This window comes from uncultured Rummeliibacillus sp. (genome assembly GCF_934216135.1).
GTDB lineage: Bacteria > Bacillota > Bacilli > Bacillales_A > Planococcaceae > Rummeliibacillus.
In genome coordinates, this window is the sequence record NZ_CAKQBI010000033.1 from 1 (window position 1) to 17,657 (window position 17,657).

General features: G+C 33.7%; 13 protein-coding genes. 8 read left to right on the plus strand and 5 right to left on the minus strand.

The genetic code is table 11. The features are described from left to right. Positions 1-406 precede the first annotated feature (406 nt). From Q0977_RS15465 to Q0977_RS15480, 4 genes are all read right to left on the minus strand, one after another. Positions 407-1,249, minus strand: coding sequence for a DegV family protein (locus tag Q0977_RS15465; protein WP_299515564.1), 843 nt, complete (start codon positions 1,247-1,249; stop codon positions 407-409). Positions 1,250-1,451: 202 nt separating this feature from the next. Further along, the gene (locus tag Q0977_RS15470) at positions 1,452-2,132 is read right to left on the minus strand and encodes a nuclear transport factor 2 family protein (RefSeq protein WP_299515566.1); all 681 of its coding nucleotides are present in this window, start codon (positions 2,130-2,132) and stop codon (positions 1,452-1,454) included. Between the two features lie 360 nt (positions 2,133-2,492). Next, positions 2,493-3,167 (minus strand): response regulator transcription factor, encoded by a 675-nt coding sequence (locus tag Q0977_RS15475; protein ID WP_119415609.1) that lies wholly within the window; start codon positions 3,165-3,167, stop codon positions 2,493-2,495. A 17-nt stretch (positions 3,168-3,184) separates the two neighbouring features. Continuing rightward, on the minus strand, positions 3,185-4,351 hold the full coding sequence (locus Q0977_RS15480; RefSeq protein ID WP_119415608.1) for a sensor histidine kinase: 1,167 nt from the start codon (positions 4,349-4,351) through the stop codon (positions 3,185-3,187). A 199-nt stretch (positions 4,352-4,550) separates the two neighbouring features. On the opposite strand from Q0977_RS15480, the gene Q0977_RS15485 reads away from it, so the two are divergent. Further along, on the plus strand, positions 4,551-5,186 hold the full coding sequence (locus tag Q0977_RS15485) for a YigZ family protein (protein ID WP_119415607.1): 636 nt from the start codon (positions 4,551-4,553) through the stop codon (positions 5,184-5,186). Between the two features lie 148 nt (positions 5,187-5,334). Next, positions 5,335-6,501, plus strand: a complete 1,167-nt coding sequence (locus tag Q0977_RS15490) for an LCP family protein (protein ID WP_299515570.1) — start codon at positions 5,335-5,337, stop codon at positions 6,499-6,501. A gap of 560 nt (positions 6,502-7,061) precedes the next feature. On the opposite strand, the gene Q0977_RS15495 is transcribed toward Q0977_RS15490, so the two are convergent. Then, complete coding sequence (locus tag Q0977_RS15495; protein ID WP_299515572.1) at positions 7,062-8,099, minus strand: glycosyltransferase family 4 protein; 1,038 nt, start codon at positions 8,097-8,099, stop codon at positions 7,062-7,064. A gap of 903 nt (positions 8,100-9,002) precedes the next feature. Here Q0977_RS15495 and brnQ point away from each other — a divergent pair. The 6 genes from brnQ to Q0977_RS15525 all read left to right on the plus strand — a co-directional run bounded on the left by brnQ (position 9,003) and on the right by Q0977_RS15525 (position 17,359). Next, positions 9,003-10,322, plus strand: a complete 1,320-nt coding sequence (gene brnQ / locus Q0977_RS15500; protein ID WP_119415603.1) for a branched-chain amino acid transport system II carrier protein — start codon at positions 9,003-9,005, stop codon at positions 10,320-10,322. Between the two features lie 392 nt (positions 10,323-10,714). Further along, complete coding sequence (locus tag Q0977_RS15505; protein WP_119415602.1) at positions 10,715-12,283, plus strand: FMN-binding glutamate synthase family protein; 1,569 nt, start codon at positions 10,715-10,717, stop codon at positions 12,281-12,283. A 743-nt stretch (positions 12,284-13,026) separates the two neighbouring features. Then, positions 13,027-13,734 carry a DUF2225 domain-containing protein gene (locus tag Q0977_RS15510; RefSeq protein WP_119415601.1) on the plus strand — a complete coding sequence of 236 codons (708 nt, stop codon included), beginning with the start codon at positions 13,027-13,029 and terminating at the stop codon, positions 13,732-13,734. Next, positions 13,727-14,083, plus strand: a complete 357-nt coding sequence (locus tag Q0977_RS15515; protein ID WP_119415600.1) for a hypothetical protein — start codon at positions 13,727-13,729, stop codon at positions 14,081-14,083. The genes Q0977_RS15510 and Q0977_RS15515 overlap by 8 nt, the downstream gene beginning before the upstream one ends. A gap of 30 nt (positions 14,084-14,113) precedes the next feature. Next, on the plus strand, positions 14,114-15,805 hold the full coding sequence (locus Q0977_RS15520; protein WP_299515579.1) for a methyl-accepting chemotaxis protein: 1,692 nt from the start codon (positions 14,114-14,116) through the stop codon (positions 15,803-15,805). 273 nt (positions 15,806-16,078) lie between these two features. Then, positions 16,079-17,359, plus strand: a complete 1,281-nt coding sequence (locus Q0977_RS15525) for a LysM peptidoglycan-binding domain-containing protein (protein ID WP_299515581.1) — start codon at positions 16,079-16,081, stop codon at positions 17,357-17,359. Positions 17,360-17,657: the final 298 nt, after the last annotated feature.

The following is a 17,657-nucleotide window of genomic DNA, read 5'->3' on the forward strand; positions in this document are numbered from 1 at the left end:
CCTTTTGCACAACTCAAGCTTCCTTTTGCACAACTCAGCTCCTTTTGCACAACTCACAACTCCTTTTGCACAACTCAGGCTTCCTTTTGCACAACTCAGCTCCTTTTGCACATCCCATGTCTCCTTTTGCACAACTCAGGCTCCTTTTTGCACAACTCACAACTCCTTTTGCACAACTCAGGCTCCCTTTTGCACAACTCATCTCCTTTTGCACAACTCAAGCTTCCTTTTGCACAACTCAGCTCTTTTTGCACAACTCACCAGCTTCAACCTCTTCTAGTACTAAAATTCTTTATAAAGATGAAAGTATTAGACTTGTAATCCCCCCTCTTAAAAGGAAAAAAGCCGAAATTGCGTCATGCAATTTCGACTTTGTGTGTGAACTGGGACTAGTATTGTCGCAGCTTTATTTTCTATACCATCCAAGTCCAAGTGAGCCTTCACCTAAGTGGGTGCCGATTACTGGACCAAAGTAACTTTGTTTGAAATGGACGGTTGGGTATTTTGCTTGTAGTGTGTCAAACCATGCTTGTCCTTCTGCTTCGCAATTGGCGTGAATCACGACAGCTTCGATATCGGGATGCACGGCAACATCTTCGCCAAGTAAATCTTCTACTCGACGCAATGCTTTTTTGCGTGTACGAATTTTTTCAAAAGGAACAATCACTTTGTCTTTGAAATGCAGGATTGGTTTAACTTGTAGTAATCCTCCGATTAATGCAGAAGCGGCTGAAAGTCTTCCTCCGCGTTGCAAATGTGATAGATCATCCACCATAAAGTATCCGTGCATAGATTGTCTCATCTCTTTTAACTTTGCCATTATGTCTTTAGCTGAAGCACCTTGTTGCGCCATTTTCGCTGCTTCAATAGCGTAAAAACCTTGTGGGCCGCAAGCAATTTCACTATCGAATCCGTATACATCGAGGCCTTCAACCAATTCTCCTGCTTGAACTGCTCCTTGGTATGTACCACTAATGCCACTAGATAAGTGAATTGTTACTACTTCGTCATAGTCATTTGCTAGCTTTTCAAACAAAGAGACAAATTCGCCTATCGGTGGTTGCGAAGTCTTTGGAAGTTCTTTTGCTTCTCGAACTTTGTCATAAAAAGTAGCAACGTCTATATCAACGCCTTCTGCAAATGTTTCTTGATCAAAAATCACACTAAGCGGTACTACGTGAATATTATATTTTTCTTGTTCAGCTTGGGACAAATAGGCTGTGCTATCTGTTACAATTGCTGTTGTCATTTCATCCACTCTCCTACCTAGTTTTACATTTTATAATATATCGCTATGAATGTTAAATGAAAAATATCCCTAGATTATAAGTGTTACTGATTTTGTTCTATAAGTCAAATATGTAAAACATATTTTCATTGTATAAATATATCTATTATAGCTACAAAAATGGAATGCAAAGGAGAAACCTCTACATTCCATGAGTAGTCACTTATTCTTTTGTGCCCATTACGTACACTGCTGAAATTCCCCATTTACCATTTTCCTTCGCCATCACTGTAACTTGGTTTAAAGGTTGAGTAAATGTTTGGTCATCTTGCTTCACTGTTGTTTTTATATTCGCAAAAACTTCAGCATAATTTTCTTTATATTTTTTCAATGTTACATTTTTGGCTGTTCTTTTAACATCGTAATCCTTAAAGGCTTGTTTGGTATAATCAATTTCTTCATCGTAGTTAAAGCCTTTTGGACTTTTTGATAAAGTTTTTCCATAACGATTGATGTCCTTATCATTAAAAGAATTAATATATTCGTCAAAAACTGCTAAGATTGCTTTCTTTTCATCAGCTGGGACTGATTTTGCTTCGTCTACTTTACCATCCGAGTTTAATTCGAAACCAACTTTTTCATCATCAGTTGTAGTAGCATCCGTTGTTGCTTGATCATTTTTGTCAGCACTAGATGAATCAGAATTCGTTTGTTCTTCGCTTTTATTTGTTGTTGAATCTTGTTTTGTATCTGTGATTCCATGATTGATGGAATTATTTTGTGATGAATAATCAGTATCTTTTGCAGAGCCAGAGTTGTTATCTTTAGCACTATTGTCGTTGTTTCCACAAGCTGTAAGCATTAAGGCACATACTCCAATCAATGCTATCTTTTTGAAAATCATTCATTACCCTCCTACATTCTCTTTGGAACTAGAATACCCATAATTATTATAATTCATAATATCTATTCATTTTTTAGACGTAATAGAAAGAAATAAGTTTCTATGTATATTATTGGATACTATTTTCAACTCATTCTACAATTAGTATAATCCAGAATGTATTTGTATGTCATTGAAAGTGGAAAAGCGACAGAAATATGTAAAAAAATATTAAGTTTTGAATAAGATCAACAAACTTAGTTTATCAGAGCTGATCAAATTAAAAACGTTCACAATAGTTTTCCACTGTATAAAAAGTAAAAAAGCTAGAGCAACGGTTATAATTCCAGTTACTCTAGCCTTATCAAGATATAAATAAAATTATCGAACTTCTACCCAACCATTTTTAATAGCTGTTACAACTGCTTGTGTACGGTCGTTTACATTCATTTTTTGAAGAATGCTTGATACATGGTTTTTAACGGTTTTTTCGGAAATGAATAGCGTTTCACCGATAGCTCGGTTACTTTGACCATCTGTTAGTAGTTGAAGTACTTCACATTCACGCTTTGTAAGTAAGTGGAATGGACGACGAATTTCTGTTTGGTGGAATGAGCCTTTATTTTCACGTTCACTTAGGCGACGGTATTCAGCAACTAAATTTTTTGTTACTTTCGGATGTAGGTATGAACCACCAGCAGCCACGATTTTAATAGCTTCTACGATTTCATCTGCATCCATTTCTTTTAGCATATAGCCTAGTGCGCCAGATTTCAATGCATGTGAAACATAAGATTCATCATCATGGATTGAAAGGATAATTACTTTTGCATCAGGGTATTTTTCTAAAAGTTCAGCAGTAGCTTCCACACCATTTTTTTGTGGCATATTAATATCCATTAATACTACATCTGGTTGATATTCATTATAAAGACGGATAACATCTTGACCGTCATCACCTTCTGCTACCACATCAAAAGAATCTTCGAAATCTAAAATTCTTTTGACTCCTTCACGGAATAGTTGGTGATCATCTACAATAACAATTTTCGTCATGAAAATTTCCTCCTAAATTAGTTCGTTTTTTTATAGTTTTTTTGTTGTCCAATAGGGATTATAAAAGTAATGTGGGTGCCTTCGTTTTTAACTGAAGATAGCTTCATCTCTCCGTTAAGCAGTTCGACTCTTTCACGCATTCCTATAATACCAAACGAATTTCTTTTGACAATATCAGTATCGAATCCTGAACCATTATCCTTAATAGTAATATTGACGTGTTCTTTAAGCCACTCAAATTTCACCCATACATCATGGGATTTACCGTGTTTAATAGCGTTGTTAACACATTCTTGAACCAATCTAAAGATTGCTACTTCGTAATTTGTACCTATGCGAATAGGCTCACCAATCGAATTAAAATGTACATTGCTATTTTGTTTATATTCTTCAACAGTTTTTAAATATTTCTTTAAAGTCGGTACAATACCTAGGTCGTCTAAAGCCATAGGCCTCAAATCATAGATAATTCTTCTGACCTCATGTAAAGCATCGCGAACCATATCTTTTAACTCTAATATTCCCTGAAGCGCTTCTTCAATGCCTCTTTCTTTATAAGTACGATTGATTAAATCAGTTCTCAATAATACATTGGCTAACATTTGTGCTGGGCCATCATGTATTTCTCTTGAGATTCGCTTTCTTTCCTCTTCTGTTGCTTCGATAATTTTGATTGTGTAATCTTCTTTCATCTTAGCATTCTCAAGTGCTGGGCCAATATGCTTAAGGTCAAAAGTTAGATAATTTAGAACTACATTCACTTGATTGACTAAATGATCAGCTCTTTCAATTGTATCAAGTAAGCTTTTCATGCGTCTTTCTAAATCGTCTCTTTTTTCTCTCAGTTGCTTTTCTTCAGCTTGGAGAATAGAGTAGCGAATTTGTATTTGGTTTGCTTGGTCATAAACTTTGTGAATTTCTTCTTCTGAAAATATCTTGAAATTCTTGGATACTTCAGCTAGTCGTCGTCTCGAAAGTCTAGATTTAGCTTCTAATACATCGTTTTCAGATATTAAATTCTCTATTTTATAACGAACTTCCTCTAATTCCAATTTCATTTCATCAAAAGTTCGTCGACTTTGCTCACTAATCGTAAAGATGTCATTTTTTGATTCATCTATCGTTTTTACCATTCGATTGAAGATCAGATCTAATGATTTCAAATCAATTTTATCATTTATCATTTTATCATTCACATCACCCTTACACTTTGTGCTACATTTAGAATAAATAATACATATTAAAATTATACACAAAAATATATCTTTACTACTGTGACCCTAAATTTATTATATCATTTATCCGACCTGAGACTATTAAATTATGATGTCATTACGATGTCAAAGGTTTCATTATATAATACCTAGTAAGAAGGAGTTTACCATGAGAAAAAATTATTTAACACTAAAAACCCTTGGAAACAGTGAAATTATTATCTCAAAATCAAGATTTATCGCAAATTGTAAACGAGTCGAAACTGAACAAGAGGCACTTGATTTTATACAATTTATAAAAAAAGAGCACTATTCAGCTACGCACAATTGCTCAGCTTATTTAATCGGAGAACATGACCAAATTCAAAAAGCAAACGATGATGGTGAGCCAAGTGGCACAGCTGGCGTTCCCATTTTAGAAGTATTAAAGAAGCAACACTTAAAAGATACAGTAGTTGTTATTACACGCTACTTTGGTGGCATTAAATTAGGAGCAGGAGGATTAGTCCGTGCCTACGGAAAAGCAACTACTGCTGGAATTGATGCTAGTGGTGTTGTCGAAAGACGTCTTCATCATCTTATGAAGGTAACTGTAGAGTATGTTTGGTTAGGGAAACTTGAAAATGAAATTCGAAATTCTTCCTATATTTTAAATGATATAAATTACGCAGATCATGTCGAATTTTATGTCTTTGTTCCAAAAGAAGAAGAAACTCCATTTACCGAGTGGCTTACAAATATGACAAATGGACAAGCTATTATAACAAATGAAGACATGTTATTTTTAGAATTTGACAAAAAGTAACTAAAAATTAATTTTACTGATTCAATTCTCCATAGTATAATTAAATTCGCTACACGAAATGTAGCAACTTTATTTTAAAGAAATCGTCAAATACATCGTGTCAATACAATTCTGTAGATTAGTATTCCTAAATTAGAGGAGATTATATATGACAAATTCAAGAGTACAAGCGAAAAAGGAGAAAAAGTCCCTTAAAAAGAAAAAAAAGAAACATCCCGTCTTAAAAACCTTTTTAGTTCTTTTAATATTAGCAGTTATAGCGACCGGGTCATATGCCTTTTATCTTTTCAAACAAGGTGAAAAAGCAGCAAACAAAGCTTACGATACAAGTAATACCCGAGAGAAATCTGCTTTGAGAGAAGAAAAAGTTGAACCATTAAAAGATAATATCTCAATACTTTTTGTTGGTATTGATGATAGCGAAGCTCGTGAACAAGGTTCTGATCATTCTCGTTCAGATGCCTTAATGCTTGCAACTTTAAACAACAAAGATAAATCAGTTAAATTACTAAGTATTCCACGTGACTCATATGTTTACATTCCTTATGTAGGTCATGAAGATAAAATCACTCATGCACATGCATACGGTGGGACAGAAGCAACAATTGATACAGTAGAAAATTTATTAAACGTTCCTGTAGATTACTACTATCGTTTAAACTTTGATGCATTTATCGAAATTGTCGATGCACTTGGTGGTATTAAAGTTAACGTACCTTATGCATTACATGAACTTGATGAAAACGACAAACGAACAGTCAACTTAAAACCTGGTAAGCAATTACTCAATGGTCGTGAAGCATTAGCACTTGCACGTACGCGACATCAAGATAGCGATATCAAACGCGGAGAACGCCAACAGATGATTTTAGAAGCTATTATTAAAAAAGCATCATCCGTAACATCATTAACAAAATATGATGATATATTAGCTGCAGTCGGCAACAATATGAAAACGAACATGACTTTCGATGAGATGAAATCACTTGCCGCTTATATTAAAGGTGGTATGCCAAAAGTTGACTCACTATCTTTAAAAGGTTACGACGATATGTCAACTGGCGTTTACTACTACAAATTAGATACAAATAATCTTGCTGAAATCAAACAAACGCTTCAAAAACATTTAGGTTTAACTGAAAATGACTTAAACACACAAGATAATTCGAACGACGGTACTCAGACAGATACGAACAACAGTAGTAGCGAATATAATTCCAGTCAACAATCTAGTTCTTATAGCGGTTCTGGTAGTACTTATAGTGGATCTGGTTCTAGTAGCAGTTACAGCTCAGACTACAATTCGAATAATTAATCTAATGATAACGAATAATAAGCATCTAATAGTTTTTCTATTGGATGCTTTTTTATTTATGGTTCGGTTCTCTTTTTGAACTGAGGTTTTTGAAGACGTAAATTGCTGTAAGGGCGAATACAATTTAAAATGGAGCGAATAAACGAAGCGAGAGAGCGAATAAAACTACCAAGAGAGCGAATAACGTTAGAAAATGAAGTTACTCGGTGAAAGCAACATAGATGAAGGGATTTATTTCTTTTTAGAGGAGGTTTATTTCTTTTTTAAAGGGTTTTATTACCTTTTCAGAGGCTTTTATTTCTTTTTCAGCAGTGTTTATTTCCTTTTCTGATGCTTTTATTTCCCTTCAAAGTCACTCCCCTTTCAGAGGTATATTTAATTCTATTAAGATATTAATATTTAAAATATTTTGAAATTATCCACAATCCCACAGCTTTATCCACATTATCCTCTACCATCACTGATGAATTGGTCAATCTCCATCCAATACTTATCCACAAAATAAAAAAGAGTGTAACTAAAAGGTCAAAACTTTTAGCACACTCTAGTATATTTTAAGATTATTTTTTTCGAACAAGGTTTAACAATGGGCGATAATTTTGTCCAGCTAGTCCAATCACTTCGACAAATAACTCAATTACTACAAGAATTACAGTGATGAGAAGAATTGCTCCCCAAACTTTTGCCATTGAGAATGTAATTGCTGCTAACCCGAACATTGCAGCGATCCCATAAATAAGTAATACTGTTTGGCGATGAGTAAAACCAATACTCATCAAGCGGTGATGCAAGTGAGATTTATCTGGGCTAAATGGTGGTTGTTTGTTTAACAAACGACGCACAATAGCGAAAAAAGTATCTGAAATTGGAACACCTAACATAACAATAGGAACAACTAATGAAACAAAAGTTACGTTTTTAAATCCAAGTAAAGCTAAAACAGAAATCATAAATCCAAGGAACAAAGCCCCGGTATCACCCATGAAAATTTTCGCAGGGTGGAAATTATAAAATAAGAAACCACATGTACTTGCTGCAAGAATCAAAGCCATCACTAATACAAAAACATTACCCATTATGAATGCCATAGCTGCAAGTGTGATTAATGCAATTGTGGAAACACCGGCTGCAAGGCCATCTAATCCATCTATTAAGTTAATCGCATTCGTAATACCAATAATCCAAATTAAAGTTAATGGAATGCTTAAATAACCAAAGTCTAATTTTCCGTCGAAAGGTAAATTGATAAAGTCAATTTCAACACCACCAAAGAAAATAACGATTGCAGCGGCAACAGTTTGCCCAATCAATTTAGCTTTTGGAGAAATTTCAAGCATGTCATCAAGGACGCCTGTCACGATAATAACAAAGCCTCCGATTAAAATGGCAATCATTGATTTATCCATAGGTTGTGCTACAACTATACCAATTAGAAAAGCTAAGAAAATAGCTAATCCACCAAGTCGTGGCATAACATGATCGTGCACTTTACGATAGTTTGGTTTATCTACTGCACCAATTCGAAATGCGAGTCGTTTAACAAGCGGAGTCAAAAGAATTGAAGCGACAAAGGCTACAACTAATGCTAGGTAATTCATATATTACCCATCCTCCTTATAAACTCTACGTATATTAATAAATGCGCAATAAAAAACGCATTCAAATGCTAGTTATCATTGAATACAAAAAGTATTATAGCATGATTTCTAGAAAATAACACTCTCTTTCAAGTAATTTGTTTGTCCATCACTATAATCATACTATTTAAATCTTACTCAAATAAAACACAAGAAATGCTTAAAAGGTTGCATCAAATTTTAAGTTTTATGCAATTCTATGTGTTTAACAACTTTACATATATGATTATAGAGCCAAATTACGAATATGACACAACCAATTTTTACTATGAATCTGACTATTTTAATCATTACTTTTTATCGAATTCACACCTGGCTGAATTATTGCACATAAAAATCTCCTAACACATCTGTTAGGAGATGAAATTATGTAAATTTAATAACATTCTATTGACTGGATTATTAACGAAGAGCAGTTTATTCGCTCTTTCCTATGGTTTATTCGCTAATTTGGGGATTTTATTCGCTCCTACCTTTGTTTTATTCGCTCTTTTTTGAATTGTATTCGCCCTTACAGCAATTTAAGTCGCGAATCCTCAAACATTTCTCGACTTTGGTCCACTTCTCTTCATATCAATCCATTATTAAAATAATCTTTACACCCTCTTCATAATTTATTTATTCTAAATTTTCTTTTATTTTAGAATATTTAACTTAATTAATATAAATTTTCACTTTTTAAATAAAATTTAAGGTTCCATTATAGACATATTCATGTTAATCTATTCAAGTACCTTTTTAAAACTGTTGTAATTAGAATTTTCAGATAACAACGAATATTTAATCACCTTATTCCAAATAGCGTAATAATTTCATATAAATTACTAGAGATTACACGCAGAACATTATAAAAGGAGTCTTATTATGCAAAATCAACATCTTTCTCTTTGGGAAAAAATATCGGTTGGGTTCATGCTTTTCGCATTATTCCTAGGTGCCGGTAACATTATCTTCCCTCCTCTATTAGGACAACAATCAGGCGAACATTTTGTTTTAGCTATAATTGGTTTTTTAGTAACTGGTGTAGGTCTTCCATTATTAGGGGTTATTACAGTTGCCAAATCAGGCGGTGAATTACAAGATATGGCGGGCCGTATTAGTCCACTATTCGGTGTAATCTTCACAGCAATTGTATATCTTGCGATTGGACCATTCTTCGCAATGCCTCGTACGGGTACAGTTTCTTATGAGTTAGGTGTTAAACCTTATTTGTCAGAAGCATCTGCAGCATCATTTTGGCCATTATTAATCTTTTCAATCATTTTCTTTGCAATTACTATGTTCTTCGCATTGAACCCAAGTAAGTTAATTGACCGAGTAGGTAAAATTCTTACTCCTGCACTTTTAGTTGTTATCGCTGCACTTGCTATAAAAGCAATCGTGACACCGATGGACGGAGCTGGAAAAGCAGTCGGTAAATACGTATCAAATCCATTTGGTGAAGGTTTCGTTCAAGGTTACTTAACAATGGATTTCCTAGCAGCATTAATCTTTGGAATTGTCATTGTAGAAGCATTAAAAGGTAAAAATATTACGCACAAACCAACAGTTGTGAAAACAACAATTTTCGCTGCATTTATCGCTGCAGCTGGACTAGCTCTTGTTTATCTTTCTCTTGGTTATATTGGTTCATCAAGTTTCCAAACAATTGGTGCATTCGACAACGGTGCTGATATCATTACAAAATCTGCAAACATCCTATATGGTCAATTCGGTAATATCTTATTAACAGCTGTCATTCTACTAGCTTGTTTAACAACATCAATCGGCTTAATGACTGCATCATCTGAGTTCTTCCATAAAATCTTCCCTTCTATTTCTTATAAAGGATGGGTATGGGTTTTCACGATTTTCTCAACTTTCGTAGCAAATATCGGGCTTGAACAATTGATCACCATCTCTTTACCTGTACTACTTGCTATTTATCCACTAGCAATTGTTCTAATGGTCTTAACTCTTGCTGCAAAATGGTTCAATGATGCACGTGCTGTTTATATTACAGCAATGATTTTCACAGCTTTAGTAAGTATTTACGATGGTCTTAAACAAGCTAAAATCACTTTTACTGGTTATGAAAACTTCTTAAACCAAATCCCACTATACTCTACAGGGATTGGCTGGCTAATACCTGCTCTTATTGGTGCAATCGTAGGTTATGTCATTTCATTGATGCAAAAAAAATAAATTACACAACCAATAAATTTTAAATAGAAAAAAAGACTGTAAACACACTCCAATTAAGAGTAGTTTACAGTCTTTTTCTTTTATAAATTAAGATTAGACACCAATCCGCTTAAGTCACATATATCTAATTATAGAGGTACATCCCATATTCAATCTCTACACTTACACTCTAAGGTTGAATTTGTACCAGATTTAGGGTAATCACACTATTCTTTAATGGGTATAAATCTTCTGTTTAAAGTAAGCGTTTTCAAGTGTTTTCTTTAATAAATACACTTTTTAATCTAAACACTTGAATCTATCTCGAATTGTGATATATTTAATACGCAATTGAGATAGATTCATAAATTTGACACAAAGTTTGATTAATGAGGCTTTTCGGAGGTTTAAAAATGATTTCAACTATTTTATTAATTTTAATTACTATTTTTGTTATTATTCCTGCAATATTAGTATTTACTCTATATGTATTAGACCGTAAGCAAAAACAACATGCTATTTTACGGAATTTCCCGGTTCTTGGTAGAATGCGTTACATGACTGAAAAAGTCGGTCCAGAACTTCGACAATATTTGTTCGATGATGACCATAAAGGTAAGCCTTTTAGTCGAGAAGACTTTTTACATGTCGTATTACCTGGGAAATACTTAGGTTCTGTCATAGGATATGGTTCAAAACGTAATTTTGAAGAAGCAGGTTTCTATATTCGTAACGCTATGTTCACAAAACAAGTAGAAGAAATGCGTGTCGATCAAAGTCAAACTGTAGATACTCAAAAATACGTGATTGATTCTGATGGATTGTTTAATCGTAAAGAACATACAGAAAAAGTTACAGTTAAACCATGGCTGCTTCCTGAAGAAGATGCCATTGTAATTGGTCCAAATTGTCGTGAACCTTTCCACGTACGTAGTTTAGTCGGTCAATCTGCGATGAGTTATGGTGCACTAGGAAAAAATGCTATTACCGCTTTATCAAAAGGTATTAGTATGGCAAAAGGTTCTTGGATGAATACTGGTGAAGGTGGTATCTCAGATTATCATTTAGCTGGTGGTGCAGATATAATCGCCCAAATCGGTTCAGGATTATTTGGTTATCGTACAAAAGACGGAGAATTTAGCTTTGAATTACTAAAGGAAAAAGCGGCGATTCCTCAAGTTAAAGCATTCGAGTTAAAACTAGCACAAGGTGCAAAAACTCGTGGTGGTCACGTAGAGGCAGATAAAGTTACGGAAGAAATTGCGAAAATCCGTAATGTCGAACCACACAAAACTATCAATAGTCCAAACCGTTTCCATCAATTCAATGACTTCCCATCACTATTTAAATTTATCGACCAAGTTCGAGAAGTCGGCGGTCTTCCAGTTGGGATTAAAATTGTTATTGGTAGTCCTGATGATGCAGAAGCTCTTGCTTCTTATATGAAAGAAACAGGTAAAGGTCCAGACTTTATCACAATCGATGGTGCTGAAGGCGGTACAGGTGCAACATTCCAAGACTTAGCAGATAGCGTTGGTCTTCCTATTCACTCAAGCCTTGTTCTTTTACATGATGCCCTTATTAAATACGGTGTACGTGACCGTGTGAAAATTATCGCTTCCGGTAAAATTATTACTGCAGACCGTGCTGCAGTCATTCTTGGCTTAGGTGCAGATCTTATAAACGTAGCTCGTGGATTTATGATTTCAGTTGGATGTATCATGGCACAACGTTGTCATACAAACGAATGTCCAGCTGGCGTTGCAACAACTGATCCTAAATTACAAAATGGTCTTATTGTTGAAGAGAAAAAATTCCGTGTAACTAACTACATTATTACTATGCGTGAAGGTCTATTTAGAGTAGCTGCAGCAGCTGGTTTAGACTCACCAACCAAATTTAATAGCGAACATATTGTTTACAAGGACGATTATGGTCGCGTGTATAAAGTTGAAAATTTGAAAGAAAAACAAATAAGTTAAGATTACTAGATTAATATATAAATATTATATAGAAAAAACGCCTCTGCATGATGATATTGTAGAGGCGTTTTCTATATTCATACTTCTATTGATTTCATACGGAAATATACCTAATAGAATTATTTTACTTTTTACAACTTGCACATTGTTACATTCAAAAAAATATTGTCCTAGATGTTTCGAATTTTATTATTTTGGCTATGCTTGTACTATAGTGATTTTGCTTATTTGATTTCACTATCCAATTGTTATTGCTTATTTCTAACTTTGAAATAAAAACTCTATAAACACGGAACAATTAACCTCCTCAGCTCTGCAAAGTACCGCCAATCCCCTTGTTTGCGGTACTTTGCGATTTCTTATAAAGTCTCCTCTTATTTCTCATTAATCAATAGATAAAAAGTATATTTTTAAATAGTTATAATTTTCCCTTTTAATCATAACTTCATAAACTAACAACAACCAAAGATTTACAAATTAATTCTTTTGTTTTATAATACACATTACCTTTATACTACAAATTGTAATATATTATCATTGATATTTGACTAAATAAATATGATAATATAGTAAAAAATAATCATTACATACTCAATGAATTTGTTTATGTAATTTATATTATTCTCGGATTTCACTATAGATATAATTACAATTTAAGGATGTCTGAACTCACTAGGCTGCTAGGAACAGTTGGTGGGTAATACTGCCCTGTCCGTTATTGTAGGATAAAGGAGATGTTTCAAGTGGGATTTAATATATATTATTACGAAAGTAAAATTGAATGCTGTTGTTGCAAAAAAAAGTTCACGACTTACAAAGTACGACCAAATCGTTATAAAGTAGTCGATCAAGATACTGATTTTATGCCTATTTATGAGGGATTAAATCCGATACTATATGAAGTCTCTGTTTGCCCTCATTGCGGGTATGCCTATCACAAATCAATGACACGTACTTTTGGACCTTTCATGCAACTTATTAAAGAAATATATATTAAAGAATTGCAAAAACCGATGAATATTTGCGAAGTGCGGTCACTTGAGGATGCTATTGCTAGCTTTAAGTTAGCTTATTTAGTGTCAAGAGCTTCCATGGAGGAGCCTCTTATTATGGCCAATTTTGCGATAAAAATTGCATGGCTATACAGATTAAAAAAAGATTCACAATCTGAAATGCGATATCTTCAAGCAGCTAGAGAATTTTACAGTAAATCTTTTGCGTCCAATAAAGAAGGCGAAGAAAAGCTTCAATATTTGTATGCCGAACTAAGCCTTCGTATAGGGGATATTGAGGAAGCGAAAAAAGGATTTTCTCAACTGATTTCTGGAAGAGACGTTTCTGCCAAATATCAAAAAATAGCGCGTAATCGTTGGGAAGATTATAAATACAATAATGCGATTGATCATAGCAAACTCATATTACGAGCTAAGGGAGAGATTGAAGATGTTTAATATGAAAATTCAACCGGATGCAAATGAGGATGTTATTTTCTCTGAAGTTGTTCATTTTTTGCTGAGAAAAAATAATCGTATTCTATCTAATGATGAAGTTATTGAACGAACAGGGATTCCGCCAGAATTAATCTACAAATGGGTAAAAACAGGTAGATTAAAAAATAGTCTTTTCCCTAATCTTGGCGCACCATGTGAAAGATGTGGAAGAATAACGAATCACGCTAAAATCTGTAGACACTGCGCAAACTCTATAACTAGTACACTTGCACAAGAAGAAAAAGATAAAATCTGGTTTAATAAAATCCAAAAGCCAACCCACAGAGCAAATGCTTATCGTTATAAATAATAGATTAATATATAAACTAGGAGTGACTACATGAAAATCCGTAGTATGATTAAATACTCAATCATCATCGCAGTTATATTACTTATCTTAACTACTTTAAGCATTGGGCATTTAGGAAAAAGTTTATCTGAACAAACGAATGCATTTAATATTAACCAACAGGATGGACAAATTGCTATAAAATTAATGCAAAACATTGAAGCAAAGTCATCTAATATCCGTACATACACAGAAACAGAATCTAACCGTTCTTTACGAGCTTATCAACGAGAAGAAAAAGAAACGCTCGATACTAATAAGACGCTCAAACAACTAAAAAATCACCACCTACCAAAAGAAACATTAGCCTTAGCCGAATATGCACTTCAACAATCAGCTCATCTAAAAATGATTGAAGAACAAGCTTCTTTACTAATGCAAAAAGGAGAAACAGATAGAGCCAAGGATTTACTTTATGGAAATGAATATAGTCTTTTAAAAGATAATGTCAATAATTCTGTTTCAAATTTTGATAAAGCTCTTTCTTCATGGACATTAAAAAAAGTAGAACAAGCGAATAATAATGTCCAAAATAGTGTAATTGTAACTTCGATTATAGTAGCTCTTGTACTAATCTACTTAGTTATGCTCCTTTTATTATTAGCGAAGAAGATTCGACCTTTAAAAAATATGACAACCTTAGCATCTGAGATTGCCAACGGAAATCTAACCTTAGATTCTTTAAATAACCATTCAAAAGATGAGATTGGTCAGCTTGCAGAAGCATTCAATAACATGTATAGCAATTTAAAACAAATCATTAAAACAGTAAAACTAACGAGTGAGCAATTAGCTGCCTCTTCCGAAGAGCTTTATGCTAGTACAGAACAAACAAGCTCTGCCACTAAACAAGTGAGCGAAAAAATTGACCAACTCGCATTGGATGCTAATACTCAAATGGAGTATGTACTAAACGGCACTAATTCTATGAATCTTGTTGCAGACCAAGTTGCTTCCGTTGCTGAAACAGCAACGATGGTCTCGAATTCTGCCACAGTAGCTACAGATAAGACCGTCTACGGAGGAAAAAATCTCGAATCAACTGTAAAGTTAGTGAAGGAAATTCAAAGTTCCATTGAAGCAACTCAAAACTCACTGATTGAATTAGCAGGTAGCTCTCAAAAGATTAATACTATGGTAACAACTATTACGGATATCTCAGATCAGACTAACTTATTGGCACTAAATGCAGCAATCGAAGCTGCACGTGCTGGCGAACACGGAAAAGGGTTTGCAGTTGTTGCTGATGAAGTACGAAAATTAGCAGAAGAGTCCACTCGTTCAGCAAATGAAATTCGCGAAACAACTCTAGGTATCCACCAAAGTATGAACAAAACAGTCGAGCAGATGCAAACAGTAAATGATCATGCAGAACTTGTCTATAAAAGTATTCAAACTACAGGAGCAGCATTCCAAGATATCTACGAAACTTCTTTGACTCTATCAAAAGATATCCAAGAAGTATCTAACGTAACAGTAGAAATCACTGCAGCTTCCCAAGAAACCGCAGCTTCACTGGAACATGTTAATACGATTTCACAAGATACAAATGACAAAACACAGCATATTGCAGGTTTATCTGAAGAACAACATGCAATCATTGAGGAAATTACTGCTTCTATTGAAGAATTAAGTAATATGGCTGATTCTTTAAGTAAGAGTGTTCAATTATTTAAATTATAGTAAACGATTAAAAGAGTGCTAAATCCAACCAAAATAGCACTCTTTTTTCTATATTTAGACAGTAAAATCATTAATAATGCAAATTACGACAAAAAAACAGTAATTTTGATAGTAATTTTAACCTATAAAAGATTCAAATATACAGTATTTTTTTAATTATATTTCTATCAAATTTACCCTTTTTTATATGAATATTGTTTTATTTTCTGTTTTTATCTACAATGTAGATAACAAAAGCCTGTACGTTCAAATCCAACTAAAGGAGTGATTTTTGTGAAAAAGGCTGTATGTTCTGTTCTAGCAGTAGGAGCTGCTGCATTTGTCCTTAACTCTCAAGACGCACAAGCAAGTACCTATACATATAAAGTGAAAAGCGGAGACTCTTTGTCTTTAATCGCTCAAAAAACAAATACAACAGTATCTAACCTTAAGAAATTAAACCATCTCTCTTCCGATGTTATTTACGTTGGACAAAGTATTAAAACGAGTAGCAAAGCCATTACAAAAGTTAGCACTACTACTTCCAATAAAAATAAGACAACACTTGCAACTACATATAAAGTAAAGGCCGGCGACTATTTAGCTAAAATTGCTGCTCAACATAATATTACTTTGTCTTCTCTTATGAAAGCTAATGGACTAAAGAACGACAAAATATATGTGGGGCAAACTCTAAAGATTCCTGGTTCGTCAACCGTAAAAGTAGCAAGTACTAAAACAGTCAAAGAATCATCTAGCTCTACGAAAAACATAAAAACAACTACATACAAAGTAAAGGCTGGCGACTATTTAGCTAAAATTGCTACGAAATATAAAGTGACTATTGAAGCTATTGAAAAAACAAATAAAATAAAAAATAAGATTATTTATGTTGGCCAAACATTGACAATACCTGTAAAAGGAACTTCAAGCACCACTTCTAATAGTACACAGAAAAAAGCAACCGCTTCTACATCAACTTCAAAACATACGGTTGTCGCAGGGGATACGTTATCTACCATCGCAAACAAATATGGAGTCACAGTTACTCAACTAAAATCATGGAACGGCTTAACATCCAATCTAATTCGTGTAGGACAAGTATTAGCAGTTAAAAATACAGGTACAACGAGTCAACAAAAAAAAGAAAATACAACTGCTGTTTCCAATCCTACTGTTGGTCAACAATCATCATCAAAGGTTGTCAATACAGCTATGAATCTAGCACTTTCTTTCCAAGGTGTTCCTTATGTATGGGGAGGTTCTTCTCCAAGTGGTTTTGATTGTAGCGGTTTTATCTACTACGTTTATAGTAAAGCGGGATATAGTAATATCATCCGAACAAGCGCTGCTGATTACGAAGCGAGATCTTATTATGTTTCGACACCTAAAGCAGGCGACTTAGTATTCTTTAAAAACACGTACAAACAAGGAATCTCACATTTGGGAATATATATCGGTAATGGTCAATTTGTTCATGCCGGTGGAGACCAAGTACAAGTTTCTTCTGTCAACAATTCATATTGGAAAAGCCATTTTGATAGTTATAAACGATTCTATGATTTAAAATATTAATTTATTAAGTGTCAAACTAGGATAAAAGAAGCTTAGCTAATGGTAAATCCGAACTATAATGAGGAATTTTATCTAAATTTTCTCATTCGTTTGAATTTTCCTTTTTTAATTATTCCAACGAGTCTATTTCGTAAACACGTACTTTTACCCTTTGTAACAATATGTAATATTATAGTTATTTGCTAGTAAGATACCTTTATAAACGACATAAAGGTATCTTTTTCTTATGTAAAATTACGTCATAGACCCATTTTCTTTTATCAATTACTGCTATTTTTAGGACAAATAATAATGAAAT

What these genes read in the sequence shown, in the direction of transcription:
- brnQ (WP_119415603.1), top strand. Translation starts at nt 9,003, where the DNA reads ATGCAAAATCAACATCTTTCTCTTTGGGAAAAAATATCGGTTGGGTTC.
- Q0977_RS15520 (WP_299515579.1), top strand. Translation starts at nt 14,114, where the DNA reads ATGAAAATCCGTAGTATGATTAAATACTCAATCATCATCGCAGTTATA.
- Q0977_RS15480 (WP_119415608.1), bottom strand. Translation starts at nt 4,351, where the DNA reads ATGATAAATGATAAAATTGATTTGAAATCATTAGATCTGATCTTCAAT.
- Q0977_RS15515 (WP_119415600.1), top strand. Translation starts at nt 13,727, where the DNA reads ATGTTTAATATGAAAATTCAACCGGATGCAAATGAGGATGTTATTTTC.
- Q0977_RS15475 (WP_119415609.1), bottom strand. Translation starts at nt 3,167, where the DNA reads ATGACGAAAATTGTTATTGTAGATGATCACCAACTATTCCGTGAAGGA.
- Q0977_RS15485 (WP_119415607.1), top strand. Translation starts at nt 4,551, where the DNA reads ATGAGAAAAAATTATTTAACACTAAAAACCCTTGGAAACAGTGAAATT.
- Q0977_RS15465 (WP_299515564.1), bottom strand. Translation starts at nt 1,249, where the DNA reads ATGACAACAGCAATTGTAACAGATAGCACAGCCTATTTGTCCCAAGCT.
- Q0977_RS15505 (WP_119415602.1), top strand. Translation starts at nt 10,715, where the DNA reads ATGATTTCAACTATTTTATTAATTTTAATTACTATTTTTGTTATTATT.
- Q0977_RS15490 (WP_299515570.1), top strand. Translation starts at nt 5,335, where the DNA reads ATGACAAATTCAAGAGTACAAGCGAAAAAGGAGAAAAAGTCCCTTAAA.
- Q0977_RS15495 (WP_299515572.1), bottom strand. Translation starts at nt 8,099, where the DNA reads ATGAATTACCTAGCATTAGTTGTAGCCTTTGTCGCTTCAATTCTTTTG.
- Q0977_RS15470 (WP_299515566.1), bottom strand. Translation starts at nt 2,132, where the DNA reads ATGATTTTCAAAAAGATAGCATTGATTGGAGTATGTGCCTTAATGCTT.